The following is a 21,397-nucleotide window of genomic DNA, read 5'->3' on the forward strand; positions in this document are numbered from 1 at the left end:
CGCCTTAAGCGGAACGGCTAAGAAGCTTCGCTATATTTTCAGCGTTTTGCCCAAGAAAACAGGGAATTCTTCCGGTATGTATCTTTGTTAGTGTTAGAGATAATCAGCTTTGCAGCAGCTATTTCATCTTTGCAAAGCGCGATCATCCGTGTGACCGCTTACAATTTATCCGCAACGAAAGAAAAGACTGTTCCCTTAACAACAGGGAAAACAGTCCTTTTTTGTACGGACGTTCCATCAATCTTCATCGCTGGCAAAAAAGCGCAAAATGTAAATAAACAAGTTAATAAAGTCAAGATAAATGTTGACAACAATCATCGGAATGTCCGCTTCCGTAAAACCATGGCGGGCAAGACGATTAATATCGTAAATCGTAAAACCGAGGAAAATGAGAATCCCTAAGGCAGCGATCCCCATTTGCCCGACGCTGGAAAACGGAATAAACCATTGGATAATTAAGAGACCGAGCAGCGCAAATGCGCCTAATGTCAAAAAGCCGCCAAGAAACGAAAAATCTTCTTTCGTTTTCGCCGCATAAATGGCCACGCCGGAAAACGAAACGACCGCCAGCGCAAACGCCTTGAACACCGCTTCGGCGCCAATAACTGCAACGTAATGGCCGATGAGCGGATAGAGCGTAGCGCCGGATACGAGCATAAAGCTGTACATAAGCGGATAGCTGACCGCTTTTTTGCTGCGGGCAAAGATCATCACAAGCAGCAGCACAATTTCCAGCACGGCAAGCGGCAAATGCAGCGATATCGGAATCCACTGCCCAATATAAAGCCCTCCTGTCGCTACCGCCAGCGCTGTTAAAAATGCAGCCGCCAATTTAGCAATGGGGCTTGATGAATACGTTGTCGAGTAATTCAACATGCATTCCTCCTTTTTTCCCTAGTTTATCATAATAGACCATCTCCGGTCATTAGCCGAATGGCATTTTTACATAAAAAATGTAAAAAATTTGTGGTTATGATGAATAATGTTTCATTTGCCAGCGCAAACGATCCATAAGAAAACAAAAGGCTCGCCTGTGCGAGCCTTCGTTACTCCGCAAATAAATCGGATGATAAATACCGTTCTCCCGAGTCCGGCGCCATGCAAAGGACGCGCGCGCCTTTTGGAAGCTGTTTGGCAACTTTGATCGCATAAAAGGCGCTGGCAGCGGCAGAAGCGCCGACAAGAATGCCTTCTTCTGCGGCAAGGCGGCGCGCCATCATTTGTGCGTCTTCATCCTTAATAAGAAAAATATCGTCGTAAATATGGCGGTTTAAAATTTTCGGGATAAACCCCGGGCCCGTGCCTGGGATTTTATGCGGTCCTGGCTTCCCTCCCGATAATACAGGGGAGCCATACGGCTCTACGACATAAATGCGCAAATTCGGAATACGCTTTTTCAATTCTTCTCCGGTGCCTGTCACCGTTCCGCCAGTGCCAGCCGTTAACACAAACGCATCGAGTTGGCCGTCGAACGCTTCAAGAATTTCGCGGGCCGTGCTATGGCGATGCGCATCCGGATTGGCCGGATTTTCAAACTGCATCGGGATAAAGCTGTCCGGAATTTGCGCGGCGAGCCGGTTCGCCTCGTCAATCGCCCCTTTCATCCGTTTTTCTGCCGGCGTTAAATGCACTTCCGCGCCGTACGCTTTCAAAATTTTAACACGTTCAGCTGTTGCGTTATCCGGCATCGTAATAATGCAGCGATAACCTTTGGCCGCGCAAACCATCGCCAAGCCGATGCCGGTGTTTCCGGAAGTCGGCTCAATAATCGTGCTTTTCCCCGGAACAATCTTTCCCTCTTGTTCCGCGCGCCGAATCATTTCAAACGCCGCCCGGTCTTTTACGCTTCCCCCCGGATTAAACGATTCTAGTTTCATATATACGTCCGCGCCATGCGGATCAGGAATCTTGTTTAATTGGACAATTGGTGTATTGCCGATTAAGTCTAAAACAGAGTTGTATAGTTTCATCGCAAGTCCCCAACCTTTATGCAAATTATCTTTATCTGATTATAAGTCTTTTTTTAATTTCTTTCAATGATTACTACTCTGGGTATATCGGAAGCTCAATGACCACTTTCATTCCTTTTCCTTCTTCGCTAAAAAAGGAAATCGTGCCGTCATGCAGGGAAATAATTTGTTTGACAATCGCCAAACCTAACCCCGTGCCGCCTTCTTTTCGCGAACGTGCCTGATCCACGCGGAAAAATCGCTGCCCAAGAAACGCCAGCTTTTCTTTTGGAACCCCTTTTCCGGAATCACGAATGATCAGCTGGCAGCTCTTAGCACTTACTTTTCTTAATTGTATATCAATCTTTCCGGCGTCTGGGGTATAACGGACAGCATTATCTAAAAGGTTTTGCACGACTTGCTCAAGCCGGTCGGCATCCCCTTCCAAAATAATATCATGATCTAATTCCACAGCAAGCGTAATTTGCTTTTTTTGTAAAAACGGTTCGTATTTTGCGACCGTATCTTCAATCACTTGCGCAAATACAAGCGGGACTTTTTGCAATGGCACACTATTTCCTTCTAATTGGGCCAAATCAAGCAAATCACGGACAAGCCGCTCCATTCGGCCCGCTTCCCGATAAATCAGCTGCACATGCTTTCTTTGTTCTTCTTTCGTCTTCACCAATCCTTGCAATATCGCTTCACTATATCCTTTCACATAGCTGATCGGTGTCCGCAATTCGTGAGAAACGTTAGCTAAAAACTCGCGCTTCCGCATATCTTCTTCAGCAACTGCTTTCGCCATAATATTGAATGCTTTTGCCAGCTTGCCGATTTCGTCATTCGTCCGCACCGGGATTTGCGCTTCATAGTTTCCTTGTGACATATGATAAGCAACTTCCTCCATCTCCTTTAGCGGACCGGTGATGTGGCGAACGAGCCGCTTCCCGGCAATAAGAAGAACAAAGACAAACAGCGCCGCGAGCGGAAGCCAAATCATGGCGACTTCTTTCGTTAACTCTTGAATGCTTGCAAGCGGAATGTAAAGGTAAATCGCCCCTTGCAGGCGATGATCATCTAATAGCGGGATGATCACTCCCATAATTTTGCGGTGAAATCGCTTCTCATAGCCGATTTTCGTCACCGTTTCCCCGCGCAGCAGCTTCGCGCGATCTTTGCCGCTAATCAGTGATTGATAGTCAATGTCAAACGGCAAGCAAGCGCTTAATTCGCGCGGATTATTTACTAATATCACTTCGGCTGTTGACTTTTCATCATACCATTCAATTTGCTTCCGGAATGTCTCGCTGACTTCCCCGCCGTGATAATCGGATGCCAGCGATTTTCCTTCTTGGAGCAGCGTCTGTTCTACTTTATCTACATACAATTTTTGGTAGAAATAATCTAACAAAAATGAGGAAAACGATACGGTTAAAATAACGCTGAGGCTAATCATCAACCATATTTTCTGCTCTAATGTCAACGTGTTCCGCCGCATTCACGACACCTCAAATTTATAGCCAATTCCCCACACTGTATGGATGAACTCGCTCGCCTGCTTTAGCTTCATGCGCAGCGTTTTTATATGGGTATCGACCGTTCGCACATTTCCCGTGTAATCATATCCCCATACTTTTGCGAGCAGTTCTTCGCGGCTAAACACTTGCCCGCGATGTTTCGCCAAAAACAAAAGCAAATCGAATTCCTTTAAAGTAAGAATGAGCGGCTCCCCGTCTACCGTTACTTTTCTTCCTCTTTCATCAATCGTAAGCGGTCCAAACGAAAGGTCATGATTGCCGGCGTGATAGGCGCGGCGCATCACCGCTTCAATGCGGGCGATTAATTCACCCGGACTAAATGGCTTCACAATATAGTCATCACCGCCAAGCTTCAAGCCTTTTACTTTATCCCATTCTTCTCCCCTTGCTGTTAAAAACAAAATAGGGACGTCCGATTGCCAGCGAATCCGCTCACACAAGGAAAACCCATCCATTTTCGGCATCATAATGTCAATTAAAACAGCATCTACTTTCACATTTGCCAAAACGTCCAGCGCCTTGTCGCCATCTTCGGCTTCCAAACAAGAAAAACCAGCGTTTTCTAAATACATTTTGACTAAAAACCGCATATCTTCCTCATCATCCACAATTAATACCGTTTTCTTTTCAACTGTCATCCGCACCGTCATCCTCCTTTTGCCATCAACAATTGAAACGGGCCTTTCCCTGTTTTCCAACGATCGATGACTTTCATCGCACGCTCGTCCACGACATATATTTCATCACTATCATAACTGGCAATGTATAACCGCCCGTTTGCCCCGATCATGGCAAACGGATTCGCCCCTGCGGTAACAGATGATTGCAATTTTCCTGAATCATCCCATTTCCATAGCGTGCTCGATCCGTGGCTTAAAGCATAAATTCCTTCGTTTGTTTCCGCAAAATCGATAGGCATCACGGGTGCTGCCACAGTTTTGATAAACGCTCCTGTGCTGGCCGAGTAAATATGAATATTCGTTTCCACGGTGCTGCCGCTTCCGTGCCCGCCAATCCACAATTCTCCTTCTTTTTCACGCAGCAAGCCGCTAACGGCAAATTCCGGAACAGAAAATGTCCGAATGACCCGCCGTTCGTCCACTTGGACGATATATGCTTTAGTGCTGCGAAAATCAATGACATACAGAAGCGTTCCTGCATCGTTTTGCAACAATGTCAGCGGCTTGTCGCCCACCGCGATTTTCCCGTCCTCCTGTCCATTTTTTTTAAAGATGCGGATGGCGTTTTGCCGCTCATCTGCCAAAAAAACGGCATCTCCTTTATTCGATGCAAGCGCACGAACAATTCCTTTTCCCGTCTGCCATTCCTGCGCTTCTTTTCCAGTATGGATATCATATAGATAAACACGATCCAGCTCATTGCCGTATAGCAATAATGTTCGCTGATCGTGAAGCAATGCAGCGCCTTGAATCGGTTTCTTCACCTTCCATTTCGCCAAAGCCTCTCCTGTTTTCGCGTCAAAAAATGCGACACTTTCCTCTTTTATGTTAACGCTCATTAATATTTGCGGCCGCTTTGGAACTGCCGGAAATGTTGCTTTTTCGCATCCATACATCAAGAACAGCCCCGATATAAGAAGAAACAGGCATATCCTTCTCACCTCGCCCCCTCCTTTCCTCAATAAGTCCATTATAAACAAATATTGTGAAATATTTGTGAAATATTGTTCACATTTAACAATCAATGAAGGAATGCCATTTTCCATCTATTCTACTTGCCCATTCCCTTTTATAATAAAAGTAAATAGATAAAAACGGGGTGACATCGTTTGACATCCGCGGCACAAAAATTAATCGCACATTTAGACGCGCACTTTTCCGACTTTCTTTCATACTGGCAACGCCATATGTATATCGCTGATAATGATAAATATATCGATCATGTCATGCATAACGGAATCGCCATGTTCCAGCTCGTCAAAGACACGCTGCTTCACTCACCCAACCGGGACAATATCGAACAGCTTGCCTACAAAATCGCGAAAGAACGGGCAGAAACCAATATGAATATCGGCGAATTTGTTTACAATACAAATCTCGGCCGCAGATTAGTGGTAAAGTATGCGCTTCAATCTGCATTGCCGATTGAAGAACTGTTCCCGCTGATCGATGAAATCAATTGTTTGTTTGATCAATTTTTATTTTACGCCGTCACAAAATACAGCGAGTTAAAAGAAGCGGAAATACGAGAAAAAAACTTATTGATCACGCAATCCCATAAAGACCGCTTAACCTTGCTTGGCCAAATGTCGTCAAGCTTTGTGCACGAATTTCGCAATCCGCTGACAGCGATTATCGGGTTTGTTCAATTATTAAAAATGGAACATCCGGATTTGCCGTATCTGAATATTATTGACCATGAACTGCAGCAACTTAAATTCCGCATTTCCCAATTTCTTCATGCTTCCAGACAAGAAATCGTTGAAAGCGAAAAAGAAACTTTTTCGCTTTCCCAGCTATTCGAAGAAATTATTGAATTTTTATACGCAAGCATTGTTGACGGGGATGTGCAAATCTCGGTGTCCGTTGACTCAGCGATACATATATTTGCCTACAAAGACCAGCTCCGCCAGGTGTTTATCAACATTTTGTTAAATTCCATTGAAGCGGTGAAAGAAAAAGACAAACCCCGCTGCATTTATATCGACGCTTACCGTCAGGGTGAATCCGTTTATATTAAAATTATCAACAACGGGCCAGCCATCCCAGAAGAAATGGTCAAAACAATTTTTGAACCGTTTTTTACAACAAAAAAACTAGGAACAGGAATTGGCCTTTACATTTGCAAAAAAATCATTGAAGATCATGGCGGGCAAATTACGTGCACCTCGAATGAACATATGACTTCTTTTTCCATCAGTCTGCCTGTATAAACAAATGAAGGGAAAGGGCATACTTAAATAAAAAAGGTGAGAACAATGTTCAAATCATGGAAAAAGTGGATGAAACAGACGGCGAACACGCTAATAGACCGGCTGCAGCGCGAGAAACATTCCTTTTCCGATATCGCACGACTGATCCGGGAGCATCCCGACACGTCAGTATCCGAAAAGACATGGCTTGGCCTAACATATCGATTTTACTCCCTTCATTTAGACAAGGTAGCCTTAACAATGGAAACAAAGAAGACGAAAGGAAACGATGAGCATATTTTATTTATCGCTGTTTCTTCCTCCAATTCCGCTCCCATTGTTTACCGTTCTTATGATGAAAACAGCGATCTTCACAAGCTCGTCACAACTCCGCCGCTTACGAAAGAAACCGCACCTATATCACAGTAAGGTGCGGTTTTGTGTTTCTATCTATCCTTTCATGCCATGAAGCCACTCCTCGTAACATTGCGGACATAACGCTTCTTCGCGTTCTTCTTCCGAAACGTAAAACGATACATAATGAACTTGATCCACGCATTCAACTTGGCAATAAAAACACGTTTCGTTCATCTAGCTTCCTCCCCTATCCGTTAGTGTGGACCGAGGAGGATGTGTTTTTGCGAGTAAACTGCTCCCAATTGACTACGGATCGGTAAGGGAAAGTAAATAATCGATCATAGCTTCTTGTTCTTCTCTCGTAAATCCCGCCTGTGGATCAATCCAATAACGATGTCCATCGCCGCTGACATGCACAGCACGAAGTTGCGGATCAGAAGCATTCGCCCAGATCACTTGTTGCCGTAGCGTCCGGTCTATCAATGCGCGAAGACTGTTGCGCGCATCAGGTACAATTCCTTTTTTTAGCGTTCCCGTTAAACCGAGCTCCCCGTTCGGTCCGACCGCAACGCCCCCATCATGGAGATACGGAGCGCTCCAAGAAAGACCGATCAGGCTCGGCACTTTATAACCTCCTTTCGAATCGCCATGCGCAAACGCTAAACGTATTTGTTCTGTATCCAAATGTTCTGTCGGCACTTTTAGTACTTTAGCGTTTTTCGGAACTGGAACAGGGGTATCCGGAGCATAGAAAACCGCTTCAGCAAATACTTTTTCTGTTTTCTTCAACGCTTGTGCCCGCGATGGCTCGGTTCCGACCACCTTCGCTGCAACGACACGGTTATTGGTGAAATACGCTCCCGCATGACAGCGAATACATCCGGCTTGAACAAATACATCACGTCCCCGAGCTATTTGCCTTGCATCCATTTTTGCACTTAGGGATGGAGGATTAATCGTATTTTGCCAAGCAGCGACAGCGTTGTTTTGCTCATTAAAGCGATATCCCGGTTCACTAGCTACTAATCCATCCGGCGCTACGAGCGATACTTTCGGGAATTGCGGCGGAGCAACGAGTTTGTTGACGCCGACAACACCAGGGGTCGGATCCACCTTTGCAAAAAACTCCGATGGTTTTTCGTTCCCGTTTGGCTTATAGCGAAATTTTGGATTAGCAGCATTTTGCAGTATCGTTCCAATATATACTTCTTTGTCCACTCCAAATAACGCTTCGCTAAGCTCCGATTGCGCAAGAGAATCGGCATTTTGTGCGTGAACGTTGTTGCTAAACGTAGCAAGCCCGCGGAACGGTCCTGCTGTCGCGAACCCGCTCCATCCGTACGGATGATCTCCTAATGTAAATGAATCCGGTATTTGTGACGGATTTGCTTTCATATCGATAGTGGAATCGAAATTTCCACGTGGCCAACTCGCAAAAATGCGGTCTACCTCTTTTTCAAGCAATTGCGGATCAGGAAGTGACGACTTCCTCCCTTTTGAATCCATCACTGTCCGATCCATAGAACGAATATAGCTCTTCAGCGATTTTATATCCGCATGCGTAAAATAAGCAGCGGAATTGGTGGCTAACGCCATAAGCAGTCCAGCATTTAAATCATTGTTAGGCGCTCCTTCTACCACCTTCTTCGTTTTTGGATCCACCGTCGCATGGCACGCCGCGCAACTAATGCCAATGCGAAGCTTACCGTGATCCCAAACAACCGGCATTCCCAACGGCAAATAGGATCCTTTAGGAACATCGATGCCTGTGTCAATTTTTTCCCCTTTTTTGTACGTTCGGTCACCAATGGTCACATCTTCTGCCAGCTCCACTTGCAAATTTGTCGTTCCCTTTCCTTTTAAAGAAATAACCTCCTTGGCGATATTCGCCATCGTTAACGGTCCGTTCACCAACCCCATCATATCCGTCAAAAACACCTCATTGCCAAATGTTTCTTTATAAAACACTTCTCGCCCCAATTGAAGCAGCTGTTTATCGACAACAATAGCGCCATGTTTGGCAGAAACAGACGTTTTTGAATGATCGGCAAATGATTTTCCCGCTTCCGTGCCAATCCATTCCCCCCAAATATCCGTGCCTGTTTGATGATTCGCTTCATACTTTACTACATCATCTTTTTCAGGTAAAAGGGCATATTCGGCATTACTGTTAAAAAAAAACCCTCCTCCAATGAACAATAAAAGGAAAATGATAATAAGGATATACAGTTTGCGCATTCCATTTCACCTTCCATTGAAAATTGCAGCACGCATAGTGTACCCCCCTTCACCAGAAACAAACCATCTTCCTACAACAAAAAACCTTTGTTACTTCACTTATTCATCACATGCGATTGCTAAATTTTATAAATTTTATAAAAATAACATATAAAAATATTTTAGAAAAATATTTTTATATATTTTTTACAAAAATAATAATGTTTATGTTAAATAAAAATTTATAATTATATATTTTATATATAATTTTATTGACATACAAATATTTTTATAATTAAAATAAATGATATATCATATAAAAACACCAAGGAGGAAAGACAATAATGAGTGCACTACCGGAAACAACGGCGCTAGAAAATCAACGTCCAAAGATGAAACATCCTCCCGGGCTTTATTTATTGTTTTTTACAGAACTTTGGGAACGATTTAGCTATTATGGAATGAGGGCAATTCTTGTCCTTTATTTAACGACAGAACTTGTCAGCGGCGGATTAGGAATAAAGCCGAGCGTCGCGATGACGGTTTATGGAATTTTTACTGGCGCAGTTTATTTCACTCCGCTTGTCGGCGGTTATTTATCTGATCGATTTTTAGGCAGAAGATTGGCGATTACCATCGGCGGCATCACGATGGCGCTTGGTAACTTCATTTTATTTGCCATCAACAATCAAATAGGGCTTTATATCGGATTAATTTTATTAATTATTGGCAACGGCTTTTTTAAACCAAATATTTCTACACTTGTCGGAGAACTTTACGCTCCGAACGATAAACGAAAAGACGCCGCATTTACCATTTTCTACATGGGGATTAACATTGGAGCACTGTTTGCACCGCTTGTATGCGGATTTTTGGCGGAAAAATATTTCGCAACGAACATCAATGGCATCATCCATTACGGATTTAAGTACGGATTTCTAGCGGCAGCAATCGGCATGATTATCGGACAACTTATCTTCAACCTGTTTGGCAACCGCTATTTAGGGGACATCGGCAAACAGCCTACCGGCGCGCCAGCTAAACAGAACAAAGAAACAGAAGCAAAAGCCAAAACCCCTTTAACGAAACAAGAAAAACAAAACGTCGCCGTTATTTTTATTTTAACGTGCTTTGTTATTTTCTTCTGGGCTGGATTTGAACAAGCCGGAAGTTCATTAACGTTATATACAGACAAATTCGTGGATAAATCGATTGGCGGCTGGACGATGCCTACTTCTTGGTTCCAATCGCTAAACCCATTCTTTATCATTGTGTTGGCACCGGTCGTGTCGCTAATCTGGACAAAACTTTCGAATTCCAAACGCGGTGACTTGCCAATCCCAGCAAAAATGGGTCTTGGCATGATTTTGCTCGGCCTTGGCTTTGCCGTGCTAATTCCGGCTGTATTACAAACCGGAAGTGATGAACAACATATCGTCGAAAAAGCAAATTTATTATTTATCATTTTCACTTATTTCCTTCACACGCTTGGTGAGCTTTGCTTATCGCCGGTTGGCTTGTCGATGGTCAGCAAACTTGCTCCTGCCCGGCTGGCATCGGTATTAATGGGAGTATGGCTAGCGGGAACAGGTGTTGCTCAGTTGCTGGCTGGTCAATTAGCTGCATTTACACAATCTTTAGGCTATTTAGAAATTTTCAGCCTCATTAGCGGCGTGACGATTGGATTAGGCCTGATTTTGCTGCTGTTTACGAAAAAATTGGTGCGAATGATGAACTAAAAAGCTGGATTCCTTTGACGGGCCAGCTTTTTTATAATAATGGAATGCAGCCGCCAAGGCCAATCTCATTTTCCCCTTCTCCCGCTGTTTATGCGCCACATAATTGCCGATTAGTGATAATAAAATCGGCAATGTGGATATTACACGATATGGTGCCTCCATCCGTTTGTTTTTGTTAACACCGTCGTCACGATCCCGACTACCGTTACGACAATAAACGAATAAAAAAACGAAGTCGAATCAATGACAAAACTCCCAACCGCAATAATAATGGCATCCATCATAAAAATAATCATCCCGACGTTCCAGTTCGTCATTTTTGCAATAAATTGCGCCAATAAATCCGTCCCTCCCGTGCTCGTCTCTTCGCGCAGCATCATGCCGATCCCGACTCCCACAAAAACTCCCCCGATAACAGAGCTCACGATGGGGTCCAGCGTGACTGCGCCGCGCAGGACGGAAAAGACATCGATCATCAAAGAAGAGAACAGCAAACCATGAAGACTATTGTAAAAAAGCGGCCGATAATAAAACCAAGCAATAATGTAAAGAGGAACACTTAATAAAATAATTACCAGGCCCACTTTGACATGCCAAATATATTTGACGATCAAACCAATTCCGATGATTCCTCCATCTAATAAATGGTGAGGAACTAAAAAAACATTAATGCCGATGGCAAGAAAAATGCTGCCGATCGTAATAACGGCGATTTTTTTTAACATGAAAGCGACACCTCGTTTTTTTGCAAAACTTTCGTCAGCAAGAATTGGCACAACACAGAAAAACATCGATATTCTATATATATGGCGCCGCAGCAAAAGACTTGTCTTTTTCGCAGCCGAAACTTGAACAATCCTCCTGCTTGCAAATCATCGATTTTCGGATGCCGCCCCTCGTCAAAAAAATTTACATAACAAGGAAAAATTAAGATGCATTATGCATTTTCTATTGCGATTATTGGAATAATCGATTAATATATTAATATAAAATAGAATATGATGCTCATTCGCCCAATGAAGTAGAGGCTGCGGCTTTTATGAGTACGGTAAACGAGACGCAGAGCACGTCAATGACTTTACCGGAAAGGAAAAGCTGCCGAAGTCTGGGCATTTCTCTGGATGCTCAGGCTGGGGTTGTCGCCGAATAGGGACAACACTGTCATACTTGCATAAACCATGCGGGTATGGAGCGCTATCTTCATGGGAGAGTTGATGGTATGCAGCTACTTCAACACTGCCGTCGATCTCCTTCGACGGCTTTTTTTATTATGCAGATGTTTAGGCATTTCATGGATGAATGCATTAATATTTGTAACCTAAAGGAGTGGAGCGTTTCATGGAAACATCAACAAAAACAATAGTTGCTTCTTCTGCCGCTTCATTTTCTGAGAGCGGCCTGCGGCGAAAGCTAAAAACCCGCCATTTAACAATGATTTCCCTCGGAGGAACGATCGGCACAGGCTTGTTTTTAGCAAGTGGCGGAGCGGTGCATACAGCAGGCCCCGGTGGAGCGCTTGCCGCGTATATCGCTATTGGCATTATGGTGTATTTTTTAATGACAAGCCTTGCGGAAATGGCCGCATACATGCCCGTTTCCGGATCGTTCAGCACATACGCAACAAAGTTTGTCGATCCCGCGTTAGGGTTCGCATTAGGGTGGAATTACTGGTATAACTGGGCGATCACGATCGCCGCAGAGCTGTCTGCTGTCACGATGATCATGAAATTTTGGTTTCCAAATAGTCCATCGCTGTTATGGAGCGCGCTTTGTTTAGCAATTATGTTTCTTTTAAACTACTTGTCCGTCAAAGGGTTTGGGGAAGCAGAATATTGGTTTTCCCTCATTAAAGTAGCGACCGTCATCGTCTTTTTAATTGTCAGCTTTCTCATGATTGTCGGTATTATGGGCGGCGAAGCGGTCGGCTTTAAAAACTTCACTATCGGGGATGCTCCGTTTCACGGCGGTTTTATGGCAATGCTAGGAATTTTTATGGCGGCTGGCTTTTCCTTCCAAGGAACGGAATTGTTAGGAGTCGCTGCAGGAGAAACAGAGGACCCGGAACAAAGCATTCCCCGCGCCATTCGCCGGGTGTTTTGGCGCATTTTGTTATTCTATGTTTTAGCCATTCTGGCGATCGGCTTGTTAATCCCTTATACAGACGAAAGGCTTGCCAATGACGATGTTACGGTTAGCCCGTTTACACTTGTATTCGATAAAGCGGGAATCGCCTTTGCCGCTTCGGTCATGAACGCGGTCATTTTAACCGCCGTATTGTCGGCAGGCAACTCCGGGATGTACGCATCCACCCGCATGCTTTGGGATTTAGCCCGTGAAGGAAAAGCGCCAAAATTTTTAGCGAAACTGGATAAACGCGGAGTTCCGGTCAATGCGCTGATTGTCACTGCCTCATTAGGAACACTTGCTTTTTTGGCCTCTTTCTTTGGAGACGGCGTTGTTTATACATGGTTGTTAAACGCTTCCGGAATGTCTGGGTTTATTGCATGGCTTGGCATTGCCATCAGCCATTATCGGTTCCGTAAAGCGTATATTGCGCAAGGAAAAAATCTCAATGATTTGCCGTATAAAGCAAAGTGGTTCCCGTTCGGCCCGATTTTTGCATTTGTCATTTGCCTTATTGTGATTTTAGGGCAAAACTACCAGGCGTTTATTGGCGGAACCGTTGATTGGTATGGTGTTCTTGTTTCGTACATCGGCTTGCCTCTCTTTATTATCGTCTGGCTTGCATATAAATTTGTGAAGAAAACAAAAGTCATTCCTTTGCATGAGTGCGATCTAGAACAAAAATAAGGACTTAGCAGTACATGCCAAGTCCTTATTTTTGCGCTTTTTGCTCTTCGTCATCGATAATTCCTCTTGTCGCATTTTTAAATTCGCGCAACGTTTTTCCAGCCGCTTGTCCCAATTCCGGCAGCTTTTTCGGGCCAAAAATAAGCAACGCAAAAAAGACAATGAGAGCGATTTCTCCAAATCCGATGTTCATATGATTCACCTCCATACATATATTTTTTCTTCTATTGTAACATACGTATTATATCATATGTGAACCGAAAGTGCCGCCGCTACATCTATTCTTCTTGTAGAAGGCGGACCGGCACTTCCCATTCTTTCTCCGGATCATTTTTCCGATAAATGCGCGCCATTTCTCGCTCCTCATCCACATGTTGGATCATTACTTGTTGTCCTTCATAAGTGACTGGCACGATTTTTCCCGATTCAGCGATTTGTTTTGCGCGAATGACTTCGATTGGTATTCCCTCCTTTCTTATCAGCGTTATCTCCATCTTCCGCTAACGCTTGCTTCCGAGAATGTTCCATCTTAGCACACAAGCTGCACGATTTGTTTCGCTCCCCTTTCGTATGGATGATTTCTTATACAGCCGCTTCAAGCTCTTTTCTTTAATCATTAAAAATTCACACCTTTCCAAAAAATGATATACTATTGACCCCTCAAAAAAGAAGAAGTATCATTCGAATTGGTATAGACAAAAAAGGAGGAAACACTATGAGTGAGCGTGATTACTACTTTGACAACGCGAAATGTGTATTGATGCTCCTCGTCGTGTTTGGCCACTTTCTCCGCCCGTATATCGATAGTGTGCTATGGGTGCATAGCTTATATATTTGGATTTTCTTTTTCCACATGCCGGCGTTTATTTTTATTTCAGGTTATTTCGCAAAAAAATTTCATGAACAAGGATATTTAAAAAAAATCACAAAAAAATTATTGCTCCCTTATCTTATTTTCCAACTGTTGTATTCGGTCTACTATTATTTCTTATATCAACAAGATTCCATTGAATTCGACTTATTAACTCCGCAGTGGAGTTTATGGTTTTTAATTAGCTTATTCAGTTGGAATTTGCTGTTATGGATCTTTGCGAAAATCCCAAAACCTGTTTCATTATTGCTTTCCCTTCTTTTAGGAGTGGGGGCAGGCATGATCGATGCGGAAAAATGGCTGAGCATATCGCGCACTTTTACATTTTTTCCATTCTTTTTATTAGGATTTTTTCTTCATAAACAGGATATCGAACGGTTATTTACATGGCGCTGGCGTTTGTTTTCCTCTTTTGTTTTAGCCGGAATGTTCGTGATGATTCATTTTGGTTTTCCTGATTTACCTCAGGAATGGCTATATGGCTCCAAATCATACGATACGCTCGGTGTGCCAGAGGAAAAAGGAATTTTTGGACGGCTGGTTATTTATGGCGCAAGCGCGTTAATGATGCTCTGTTTTCTTGCGCTCATCCCAAACCGCCGTTTCTCTTTTTCCGAGTTAGGCGCAAGAACTTTTTATATTTATATTTTGCACGGATTTATTTTAAAATATTTGCATGAAACAAAATTTCCAGATTTTATTATGAGTATTCACGGTTATCCGCTATTGCTAGGGTTATCCGTCATTGTTGTGCTTGTGCTTGGAAGCGAGCCGATCGCCCGCGTTATGCGCCCGCTGTTAGAATGGCGATTCCCAAAAAAGAAACAGGCTGTTTCATAAACATAGTAACAAAGAAAAGGCTGTCCCAATATCGGTAAAATAACTTTTTGCGGGCAGCCTCTTTCCTTGTTTTTACATCATTTTGATATTTTTACTTTTTCAAAAGATCTTCTCCTCATTCTCCTGTATGTTCTTCTTTTCATTGTGTCGACGGTGGCCGCCTACTTTTTTCAATTGTGGGTAGCATAAACCATTCCACAGCAATTCTGTTTACACACAAACACCAAGTTCCCTTTTGGTGTAAATCTCTCTCATTCAATTTCTCCTCATACGTCATGTTCTCAATTCAGCTAATCTCTTTCAGCAACTCTTTCTTTTGTTTCCGCTCCAAGGGTGACCACCTTCTTTTTCTCGCAGTACATGTAGTTCTCCTCACTCCTTTAGGCGGAATCCATAATGACTCGTTTTTGTTTGGTCTTTGGATATCCAAAGTGACCAAATGGCTCCAAACATGGAGGTCTCACCGGTTATTCGTGATAACGATAAATTGATTTTCTGTTCTCACACCTGTATATTGTATCTAGGTTGGTTCTTACTAGCCATTTTTCCATGATCATCTTTCACCGCCGTGAATGTCGCATCCGGATTCGTTTTCGAAAATCTATTCCGTTCGCCTAACACTTCTTGATATTCTTTGTGGAGAAAGAAGATTTTATTCCAATTGCCATTTGTCTTTCTTTCACTTGCGACTCTTCGGCTCTTTCTCTGGTTCCCTCCCACTTTTATGAGTAATGAACTACTTTTTCTTGAAATTATAACGATATATTTTGCTGGCTAGATACTACATCTTCAATAGATACAAATTCCTCAGATATTGGGCGAATTTTCTTTGCACCTACTAAGAAATAGTAAATGCTTCCCGCGCCAAACACGAACAAAATTACAACGATCAATGGAACTTCCATTCCGAAGAGAGGAAGGTTTGTAGCTAACACACTATACTTTAATACGCAAAAAAACGAAATGATACCTAAAAAAAGTGCTATGCCTGGGACAACTGGATAGCTTACTTTGAAAGGACGTTCCATATTAGGTTCTTTTTTCCGCAACACAAACAGCGATATGAGACTCAAGCAATACATAGTAATCGCACCAAACACAGATAAAATAATTAAAGCATTGGCAAAACTAGCTGAACCAGCACTAACTACTCCTATGATACCAGGTACAATTAATCCCCAATGTGGCACTCCGTTTTTTGATAAGTTAGAGAGAAATTTAGGAAGATATCCCGCTCTAGCTAATGCAAATGTTTGTCGGGAGTAACCAATGATTATACCATGTAGACTCGCTATTAATCCAAACACCCCAATAACGGCGACCGTTTTTGGTAAAATATTGTTTTCACCATAAACGCTAGCTAGTGCTTGTGGAAGTGGATAATCAGCAGGTTTTCCTTGTCCTCCGCCAAGTCCCGCCGTAACAAGTAACGTAAAAACTGTTGCAACCGCTAACGTCAAAATTCCAGAAATAAATCCTTTTGGTATGTCCCTTTTAGGATTACGAACTTCTTCTGCCGCCATCGCTCCCCCCTCAATAGCAAGAAAAAACCAAATCGCAAAAGGAATAGAGGCAAATACTCCCGTCCAACCGTTAAAAAATGACATATCATTAAATATCATTGAACTTTTTACATGTGGCAGTCCAGCAACATAGTAAATACTTAAACCGATCAACGCTAAAATAGTAGCAACAAGCTCAATGATTGCTGCTCCTTTAACACCTATTAGATTAATGAAAATAAAAAGCGAAAAAACAGCTACTGTAGCATACACAGCGTTAATACTTGGAATTAAAAAGTTAATGTAGGCCCCTGTCGCAACAGCAATAGCAGGAGGAGCAAAAACAAATTCAAGTAAACAGGCTAATCCTGTCATAAACCCCATGTAAGGGCCCATTGCTTTTCTTGCATAGGCGGATGGTCCCCCAGCATGTGGAATGGATGTAGAAAGTTCTGAATAGCTAAATATGAAAGTCGTATAAAAAATAGTGACAATAATCGCAGCAATCGCTAATCCTATCGTTCCGCCTTGTTCAAACCCGTAATTCCATCCGAAATACTGGCCTGAAATCACCATTCCCACCGCAATTCCCCATAAATGAATCGGCTTTAACGCCTTTTGCAAATGATTAGAATTGTTCACCACACTATCCTTCCCCCTTAATAATTATGTTAAAGCTCTAAATGAAGTCCGCTAGCTTTTTGATCAATCATTTTTCTTAAAATCGTACCAATATAGGCACCAGCTTCAACAGGAAGAGTACCTCCTGAATGAATATTAGAAATCACAGTTCTCTCCGATTCTATAGTTCCTTTTCTCGGTCTATAGCACATATAAGCACTCATAGAATTGGCAGAAACAAGACCTGGTCTCTCTCCAATTAAAAGGACAAGAACTTCTGGTTGCAAGATCTCACCGATATGATCCATGCATGCTACTCTTCCACCTTTTACAAAAAAAGGAGTTCCTTGCGTTAACCCATTTACTTCTAATGCATCCAACAATGCTGGGTAAATATCTCTGAGATTTGCCTCAATCGCACTTGCACTTAATCCATCAGAAACAACGATTTGTACTTGAGGATTTTTCACACATTTTTCTTGGATCGTTTTGACTGCCTCTTCTGTAAGAACCCGCCCTTTATCTGGTCTCTTTAAATAAACTTCTTTATTTTCATAACAAGTCTCTACTGTAAATAAATTAAATTCTTTAAGTAAACTATCAGAGACTTCTCCGTTAACAGCATCAACAGCTGCAGCATGATCAAGCTGTAATTTTAAAATTGTTTTCGTCAGTGGACGTGTCCCCGTCCTCCATACCCCTATACGTGCAGGAGTTACTTTTCGCAATTCATCAATTCCTTCAGGAAATTTTGGATTTGGGACATATGTTGACCAATCAACCACAGTGTAATGAAAACTTTTTTCATCTTCGTCTTTATCGATTATTTTGTCTGATATTTTGGTCTGTAATTCCATAATCAACTTCTCTTGTTGAATATCCGCTTGATTCATTTCACATACCACCACCTTTATAGCTTATAAAAATAAAGTAGGATCACCAGCTATCGATGTTAACTTTCCGTTTTCCATAATCCCCATTTTTTCTAACCAGCGCTCAAACTCTGGAGCCGGCCGCATGTGCAGCAATTCTCTTAGTGTGGCAATGTCATGGAAGCTAAGAGATTGATAATTTAGCATACAATCATCCGCCATAGCCACACCGATTACGAAATTAACACCCGCTGCAGCCAGCAGGACTGCTAAGTTTTCCATATCATTTTGGTCCGCCTTCATATGATTGGTGTAACAAACATCCACTCCCATCGGCAAACCATGAAGTTTTCCCATAAAATGGTCCTCAAGTCCCGCACGAATCACTTGTTTACTGTTGTATAAATACTCAGGTCCGATAAACCCCACTACTGTATTCACTATAAACGGCTTATATCGCTTAGCCAGCCCATAGCATCTAGCCTCTAACGTCAATTGGTCAATACCATGATGAGCATCTGCTGACAGTTCTGATCCCTGTCCTGTTTCGAAATACCATACATTCGGGCCAGCAGCTGTTCCTTCTTTTAAAATCAGTTCATTTGCCTCGTCGAGCAATTCCACACTAATGCCAAATGCTTTGTTTCCAAGTTCAGTACCTGCCAAACTTTGGAATAATAAATCTGCTGCCCCTCCCTGTTTAATTGCCCTCATTTGCGTTGTTACATGTGCTAAAACACAATTTTGCGTTGGAATATTCCACTTTTCAATTAACTCCTTTGTCATATTTAAAATCGCCTTCACACTGTCTGCCGTATCAACAACCGGATTAATCCCAATAACCGCATCCCCAACGCCGTAACTCAATGCTTCAAAAATCGCCGCCTTGATTCCTTGTAAATTATCATTTGGGTGATTAGGTTGTGCTCTCCCTGCTAATCGTCCCTTTTGACCGATCGTTGCGTTGCAACGTGTTTCTACTGTGATTTTTGAGGCAGCTTGAATCAAATCTAAATTTGTCATAATCTTCGTTACTGCAGCGATCATCTCACTTGTTAATCCTCTGCGAATATGAGTGATTTCGTTGTTTGTTACATTCGGTGATAAAAGGTATTCACGAAGTTCTGCAACCGTCCAGTTTCGAATCGATGCGTAAATTTTTTCGTTAACCCCTTCCTCGATGACACGTGATACCTCATCTTCTTCCGGCGGCAAAAGAGGATTATTTCGAATATCAGCAAGAGTTAACTCTGATAAAACATGTCTTGCTGCAATACGTTCTTGTGCATCTTGTGCATGAATACCCGCTAGCTGGTCGCCTGATTTTTCTTCATTTGCTTTTGCCATAATTTCTTTCAAGCTTTTAAATTGATAAGTTTTCCCCATTAATGTGATCGTTGTTTTCAAATCGAATCACCTCCTAATTTTTCATAAATGCCAGCGTTTTGATGACTACCGGAACCATACTTTGATTGATGGTTTCTCCTATATCAATGTAGTCACCTTGTTCGACTACAACTTGATCAATCGAAATAATATCTACTTTATTTTTAGATTGAAGCACTAGCAATTGCCCGAGTGCTTTCGCAATATCGTTTTCACAGACGACTACTAAAACAAGATTCCTAGGAAAGTATTGTTCATAAAGTGAAAATAATATCTTGGCTACTTCTTTTAATCCTGCATAGGAGCAATAAGAAATCCCCCGAATACAAACGGCAAAAGGAATTTCTTGCTCCTCTTGAAAGTATTGCTTCCACTCGATCATCGCATTCTTGATTTGCTCATACACACAATCACCGTTTTTTATCTGTTCCTCGTTTAGCTCAATCATCATAATTGGCAAATTGCGGATCGGGAGACGTGACGGGGCAACATGTATAGTAGCTCCACTAATTTCCGTGCTTTGCATTCCAGCCCCGATTACTGTTGCCCGAGATGTTTGCGTTGCTTTTATTAGTTTTAATGAACAATTTTCAACCGCCTTAACTACTTCGTGTGCAAGAAGCGGACCGATATCTCCATAGACAACCGTGTCGTAGATCGTTGCAGGAGCTTCTTTGCCGAGCAACTGGCCAATTCCTCCAGAAATCATCACTTCATCGATAGGCGGAATCACCTGAAAGCTCGTGCTGTGAATTAGCGAATCATCCGACCGAATCGGTTTCTGACCTGTTAGCGAATCCAGCATCTCTTTGCACATTTCCTGGACAATCTGCTGCATTTCTTTAAAACAAATTTTTTTCTTCACCTGCAGTCGAAAATTTTTCGACTGTAACCATGGCTGAATGGATGGGGATATAAACGTAATTTCGCCATTCTGATCTAATTCGATTAATCTTCCGCCAACATGATAAGTAATGGTACCTAATACCTTCCCTCTCCGAAAAAGGGCAACATTCGCCGTTCCACCCCCAATATCAATGTTAGCAACCGTTCCTTTCACTTCTTTAGATCGCAAAAAAGCACCAGATCCTTTGCCGGCAAGCAATGCTTCCAAACCAGCACCAGCAATAGCAACTACAAAATCACCCGCTTTTTCAGCTAAATAATGTAAAATGTTCTCTGCATTTTTTTTCGTCGCGGTTTCGCCGGTTATGATCACAGCGCCAGATTTTACTTCTGATACAGTCACTCCTGCCTTTTTATATTGCTCTTCAAGCCATAACGCGAGAGTTTTCAAATCAATTTCATCCCGTTTCTCTTTTAACGGCGTTGAGAACATAGGACTTTCATACACAATCTTTCTTTCAACTATTTCATAGCGAGGCAATGAAAAATGACTGGATACTTTTGCATATTTCAAATGACTGACAATAAATTTTGTCGTACTTGTTCCGATATCGATTCCCACACTAATCATCGATTGACTTTCCACTTTACTCACTTCCTAAAAATCCTGTGTTTCAGTTATTGGCGCTGGTTTCGTATTATACTCAAGAATTTTTCAATCAACTGTAGAATCAGTATTTCATACTCTTCTTTCATCTAATAGATTTTTTCTTCTGTAAAATATTATTTTTCCTTTCCCAAGATAGATGTGTAGCTACAATAAATAAAATAGCAATGTTGTACTGTCTTTAAGTTTTAGCATTGTCTGTTGTAAGATAAAAATAACACTCTGTACAGAACTTCTTCTTTCCGAACATTCAGTATTTTTTAAAAAGATTTTTTATACATGGGCCTTATTCCTGTGATTCTTTTA

General features: G+C 42.3%; 19 protein-coding genes and 1 riboswitch. Of the genes, 5 read left to right on the forward strand and 14 right to left on the reverse strand.

Going from position 1 to position 21,397, the window contains the following annotated elements; genetic code table 11:
* Nucleotides 1-237: 237 nt before the first annotated feature.
* The 5 genes from AOT13_RS14270 to AOT13_RS14290 form a co-directional block, all read right to left on the reverse strand.
* Entirely contained in the window at nucleotides 238-873 is a 636-nt protein-coding gene (locus AOT13_RS14270; protein ID WP_049780705.1) for a Bax inhibitor-1/YccA family protein, read from the reverse strand.
* A gap of 173 nt (nucleotides 874-1,046) precedes the next feature.
* Nucleotides 1,047-1,970 (reverse strand): cysteine synthase A, encoded by a 924-nt coding sequence (gene cysK, locus AOT13_RS14275; RefSeq protein WP_003250027.1) that lies wholly within the window; start codon nucleotides 1,968-1,970, stop codon nucleotides 1,047-1,049.
* 73 nt (nucleotides 1,971-2,043) lie between these two features.
* Nucleotides 2,044-3,450, reverse strand: coding sequence for a sensor histidine kinase (locus AOT13_RS14280; protein ID WP_013400654.1), 1,407 nt, complete (start codon nucleotides 3,448-3,450; stop codon nucleotides 2,044-2,046).
* Nucleotides 3,451-4,128 (reverse strand): response regulator transcription factor, encoded by a 678-nt coding sequence (locus tag AOT13_RS14285; protein WP_013400653.1) that lies wholly within the window; start codon nucleotides 4,126-4,128, stop codon nucleotides 3,451-3,453.
* Nucleotides 4,129-4,136: 8 nt separating this feature from the next.
* Nucleotides 4,137-5,111 (reverse strand): YncE family protein, encoded by a 975-nt coding sequence (locus AOT13_RS14290; RefSeq protein WP_042383770.1) that lies wholly within the window; start codon nucleotides 5,109-5,111, stop codon nucleotides 4,137-4,139.
* Nucleotides 5,112-5,279: 168 nt separating this feature from the next.
* Here AOT13_RS14290 and AOT13_RS14295 point away from each other — a divergent pair, with 168 nt between their 5' ends.
* Both AOT13_RS14295 and AOT13_RS14300 read left to right on the forward strand, forming a co-directional pair.
* Nucleotides 5,280-6,383, forward strand: a complete 1,104-nt coding sequence (locus AOT13_RS14295) for a histidine kinase N-terminal domain-containing protein (RefSeq protein WP_003250020.1) — start codon at nucleotides 5,280-5,282, stop codon at nucleotides 6,381-6,383.
* 45 nt (nucleotides 6,384-6,428) lie between these two features.
* Nucleotides 6,429-6,791: a hypothetical protein gene (locus AOT13_RS14300; protein ID WP_013400651.1), complete on the forward strand. Its 363-nt coding sequence runs from the start codon at nucleotides 6,429-6,431 to the stop codon at nucleotides 6,789-6,791.
* A 21-nt stretch (nucleotides 6,792-6,812) separates the two neighbouring features.
* Here AOT13_RS14300 and AOT13_RS20655 read toward each other — a convergent pair whose 3' ends face one another.
* On the reverse strand, nucleotides 6,813-6,953 hold the full coding sequence (locus AOT13_RS20655; RefSeq protein ID WP_013400650.1) for a hypothetical protein: 141 nt from the start codon (nucleotides 6,951-6,953) through the stop codon (nucleotides 6,813-6,815).
* A gap of 72 nt (nucleotides 6,954-7,025) precedes the next feature.
* On the reverse strand, nucleotides 7,026-8,957 hold the full coding sequence (locus tag AOT13_RS14305) for a hypothetical protein (RefSeq protein ID WP_013400649.1): 1,932 nt from the start codon (nucleotides 8,955-8,957) through the stop codon (nucleotides 7,026-7,028).
* Nucleotides 8,958-9,280: 323 nt separating this feature from the next.
* On the opposite strand from AOT13_RS14305, the gene AOT13_RS14310 reads away from it, so the two are divergent.
* The gene (locus AOT13_RS14310) at nucleotides 9,281-10,675 is read left to right on the forward strand and encodes a peptide MFS transporter (RefSeq protein ID WP_013400648.1); all 1,395 of its coding nucleotides are present in this window, start codon (nucleotides 9,281-9,283) and stop codon (nucleotides 10,673-10,675) included.
* A gap of 140 nt (nucleotides 10,676-10,815) precedes the next feature.
* Here AOT13_RS14310 and AOT13_RS14315 read toward each other — a convergent pair whose 3' ends face one another.
* Nucleotides 10,816-11,400: a YitT family protein gene (locus AOT13_RS14315; protein ID WP_003250013.1), complete on the reverse strand. Its 585-nt coding sequence runs from the start codon at nucleotides 11,398-11,400 to the stop codon at nucleotides 10,816-10,818.
* A 289-nt stretch (nucleotides 11,401-11,689) separates the two neighbouring features.
* A riboswitch (Lysine riboswitch) is annotated at nucleotides 11,690-11,880 on the forward strand.
* A gap of 133 nt (nucleotides 11,881-12,013) precedes the next feature.
* On the opposite strand from AOT13_RS14315, the gene AOT13_RS14320 reads away from it, so the two are divergent.
* Nucleotides 12,014-13,486, forward strand: coding sequence for an amino acid permease (locus AOT13_RS14320; RefSeq protein WP_013876818.1), 1,473 nt, complete (start codon nucleotides 12,014-12,016; stop codon nucleotides 13,484-13,486).
* 25 nt (nucleotides 13,487-13,511) lie between these two features.
* On the opposite strand, the gene AOT13_RS14325 is transcribed toward AOT13_RS14320, so the two are convergent.
* Both AOT13_RS14325 and AOT13_RS14330 read right to left on the reverse strand, forming a co-directional pair.
* Nucleotides 13,512-13,679, reverse strand: coding sequence for a twin-arginine translocase TatA/TatE family subunit (locus AOT13_RS14325; protein ID WP_013876817.1), 168 nt, complete (start codon nucleotides 13,677-13,679; stop codon nucleotides 13,512-13,514).
* Nucleotides 13,680-13,764: 85 nt separating this feature from the next.
* On the reverse strand, nucleotides 13,765-13,944 hold the full coding sequence (locus tag AOT13_RS14330) for an H-type small acid-soluble spore protein (protein WP_035501952.1): 180 nt from the start codon (nucleotides 13,942-13,944) through the stop codon (nucleotides 13,765-13,767).
* Between the two features lie 257 nt (nucleotides 13,945-14,201).
* Here AOT13_RS14330 and AOT13_RS14335 point away from each other — a divergent pair, with 257 nt between their 5' ends.
* Complete coding sequence (locus AOT13_RS14335; protein WP_003250004.1) at nucleotides 14,202-15,197, forward strand: acyltransferase family protein; 996 nt, start codon at nucleotides 14,202-14,204, stop codon at nucleotides 15,195-15,197.
* A 752-nt stretch (nucleotides 15,198-15,949) separates the two neighbouring features.
* Here AOT13_RS14335 and eat read toward each other — a convergent pair.
* From eat to AOT13_RS14355, 4 genes are read right to left on the reverse strand one after another with little or no spacing between them, the layout of a single operon-like run.
* Nucleotides 15,950-17,344 carry an ethanolamine permease gene (gene eat / locus AOT13_RS14340; protein WP_042383773.1) on the reverse strand — a complete coding sequence of 465 codons (1,395 nt, stop codon included), beginning with the start codon at nucleotides 17,342-17,344 and terminating at the stop codon, nucleotides 15,950-15,952.
* 26 nt (nucleotides 17,345-17,370) lie between these two features.
* Nucleotides 17,371-18,213, reverse strand: coding sequence for an ethanolamine ammonia-lyase subunit EutC (gene eutC, locus AOT13_RS14345; RefSeq protein ID WP_042383775.1), 843 nt, complete (start codon nucleotides 18,211-18,213; stop codon nucleotides 17,371-17,373).
* A gap of 24 nt (nucleotides 18,214-18,237) precedes the next feature.
* Nucleotides 18,238-19,599, reverse strand: a complete 1,362-nt coding sequence (locus AOT13_RS14350) for an ethanolamine ammonia-lyase subunit EutB (RefSeq protein WP_042383776.1) — start codon at nucleotides 19,597-19,599, stop codon at nucleotides 18,238-18,240.
* A 13-nt stretch (nucleotides 19,600-19,612) separates the two neighbouring features.
* Nucleotides 19,613-21,079 (reverse strand): ethanolamine ammonia-lyase reactivating factor EutA, encoded by a 1,467-nt coding sequence (locus tag AOT13_RS14355; protein WP_232511535.1) that lies wholly within the window; start codon nucleotides 21,077-21,079, stop codon nucleotides 19,613-19,615.
* Between the last annotated feature and the right edge of the window lie 318 nt (nucleotides 21,080-21,397).

The sequence above is a fragment of the Parageobacillus thermoglucosidasius genome (assembly GCF_001295365.1).
GTDB lineage: Bacteria > Bacillota > Bacilli > Bacillales > Anoxybacillaceae > Parageobacillus > Parageobacillus thermoglucosidasius.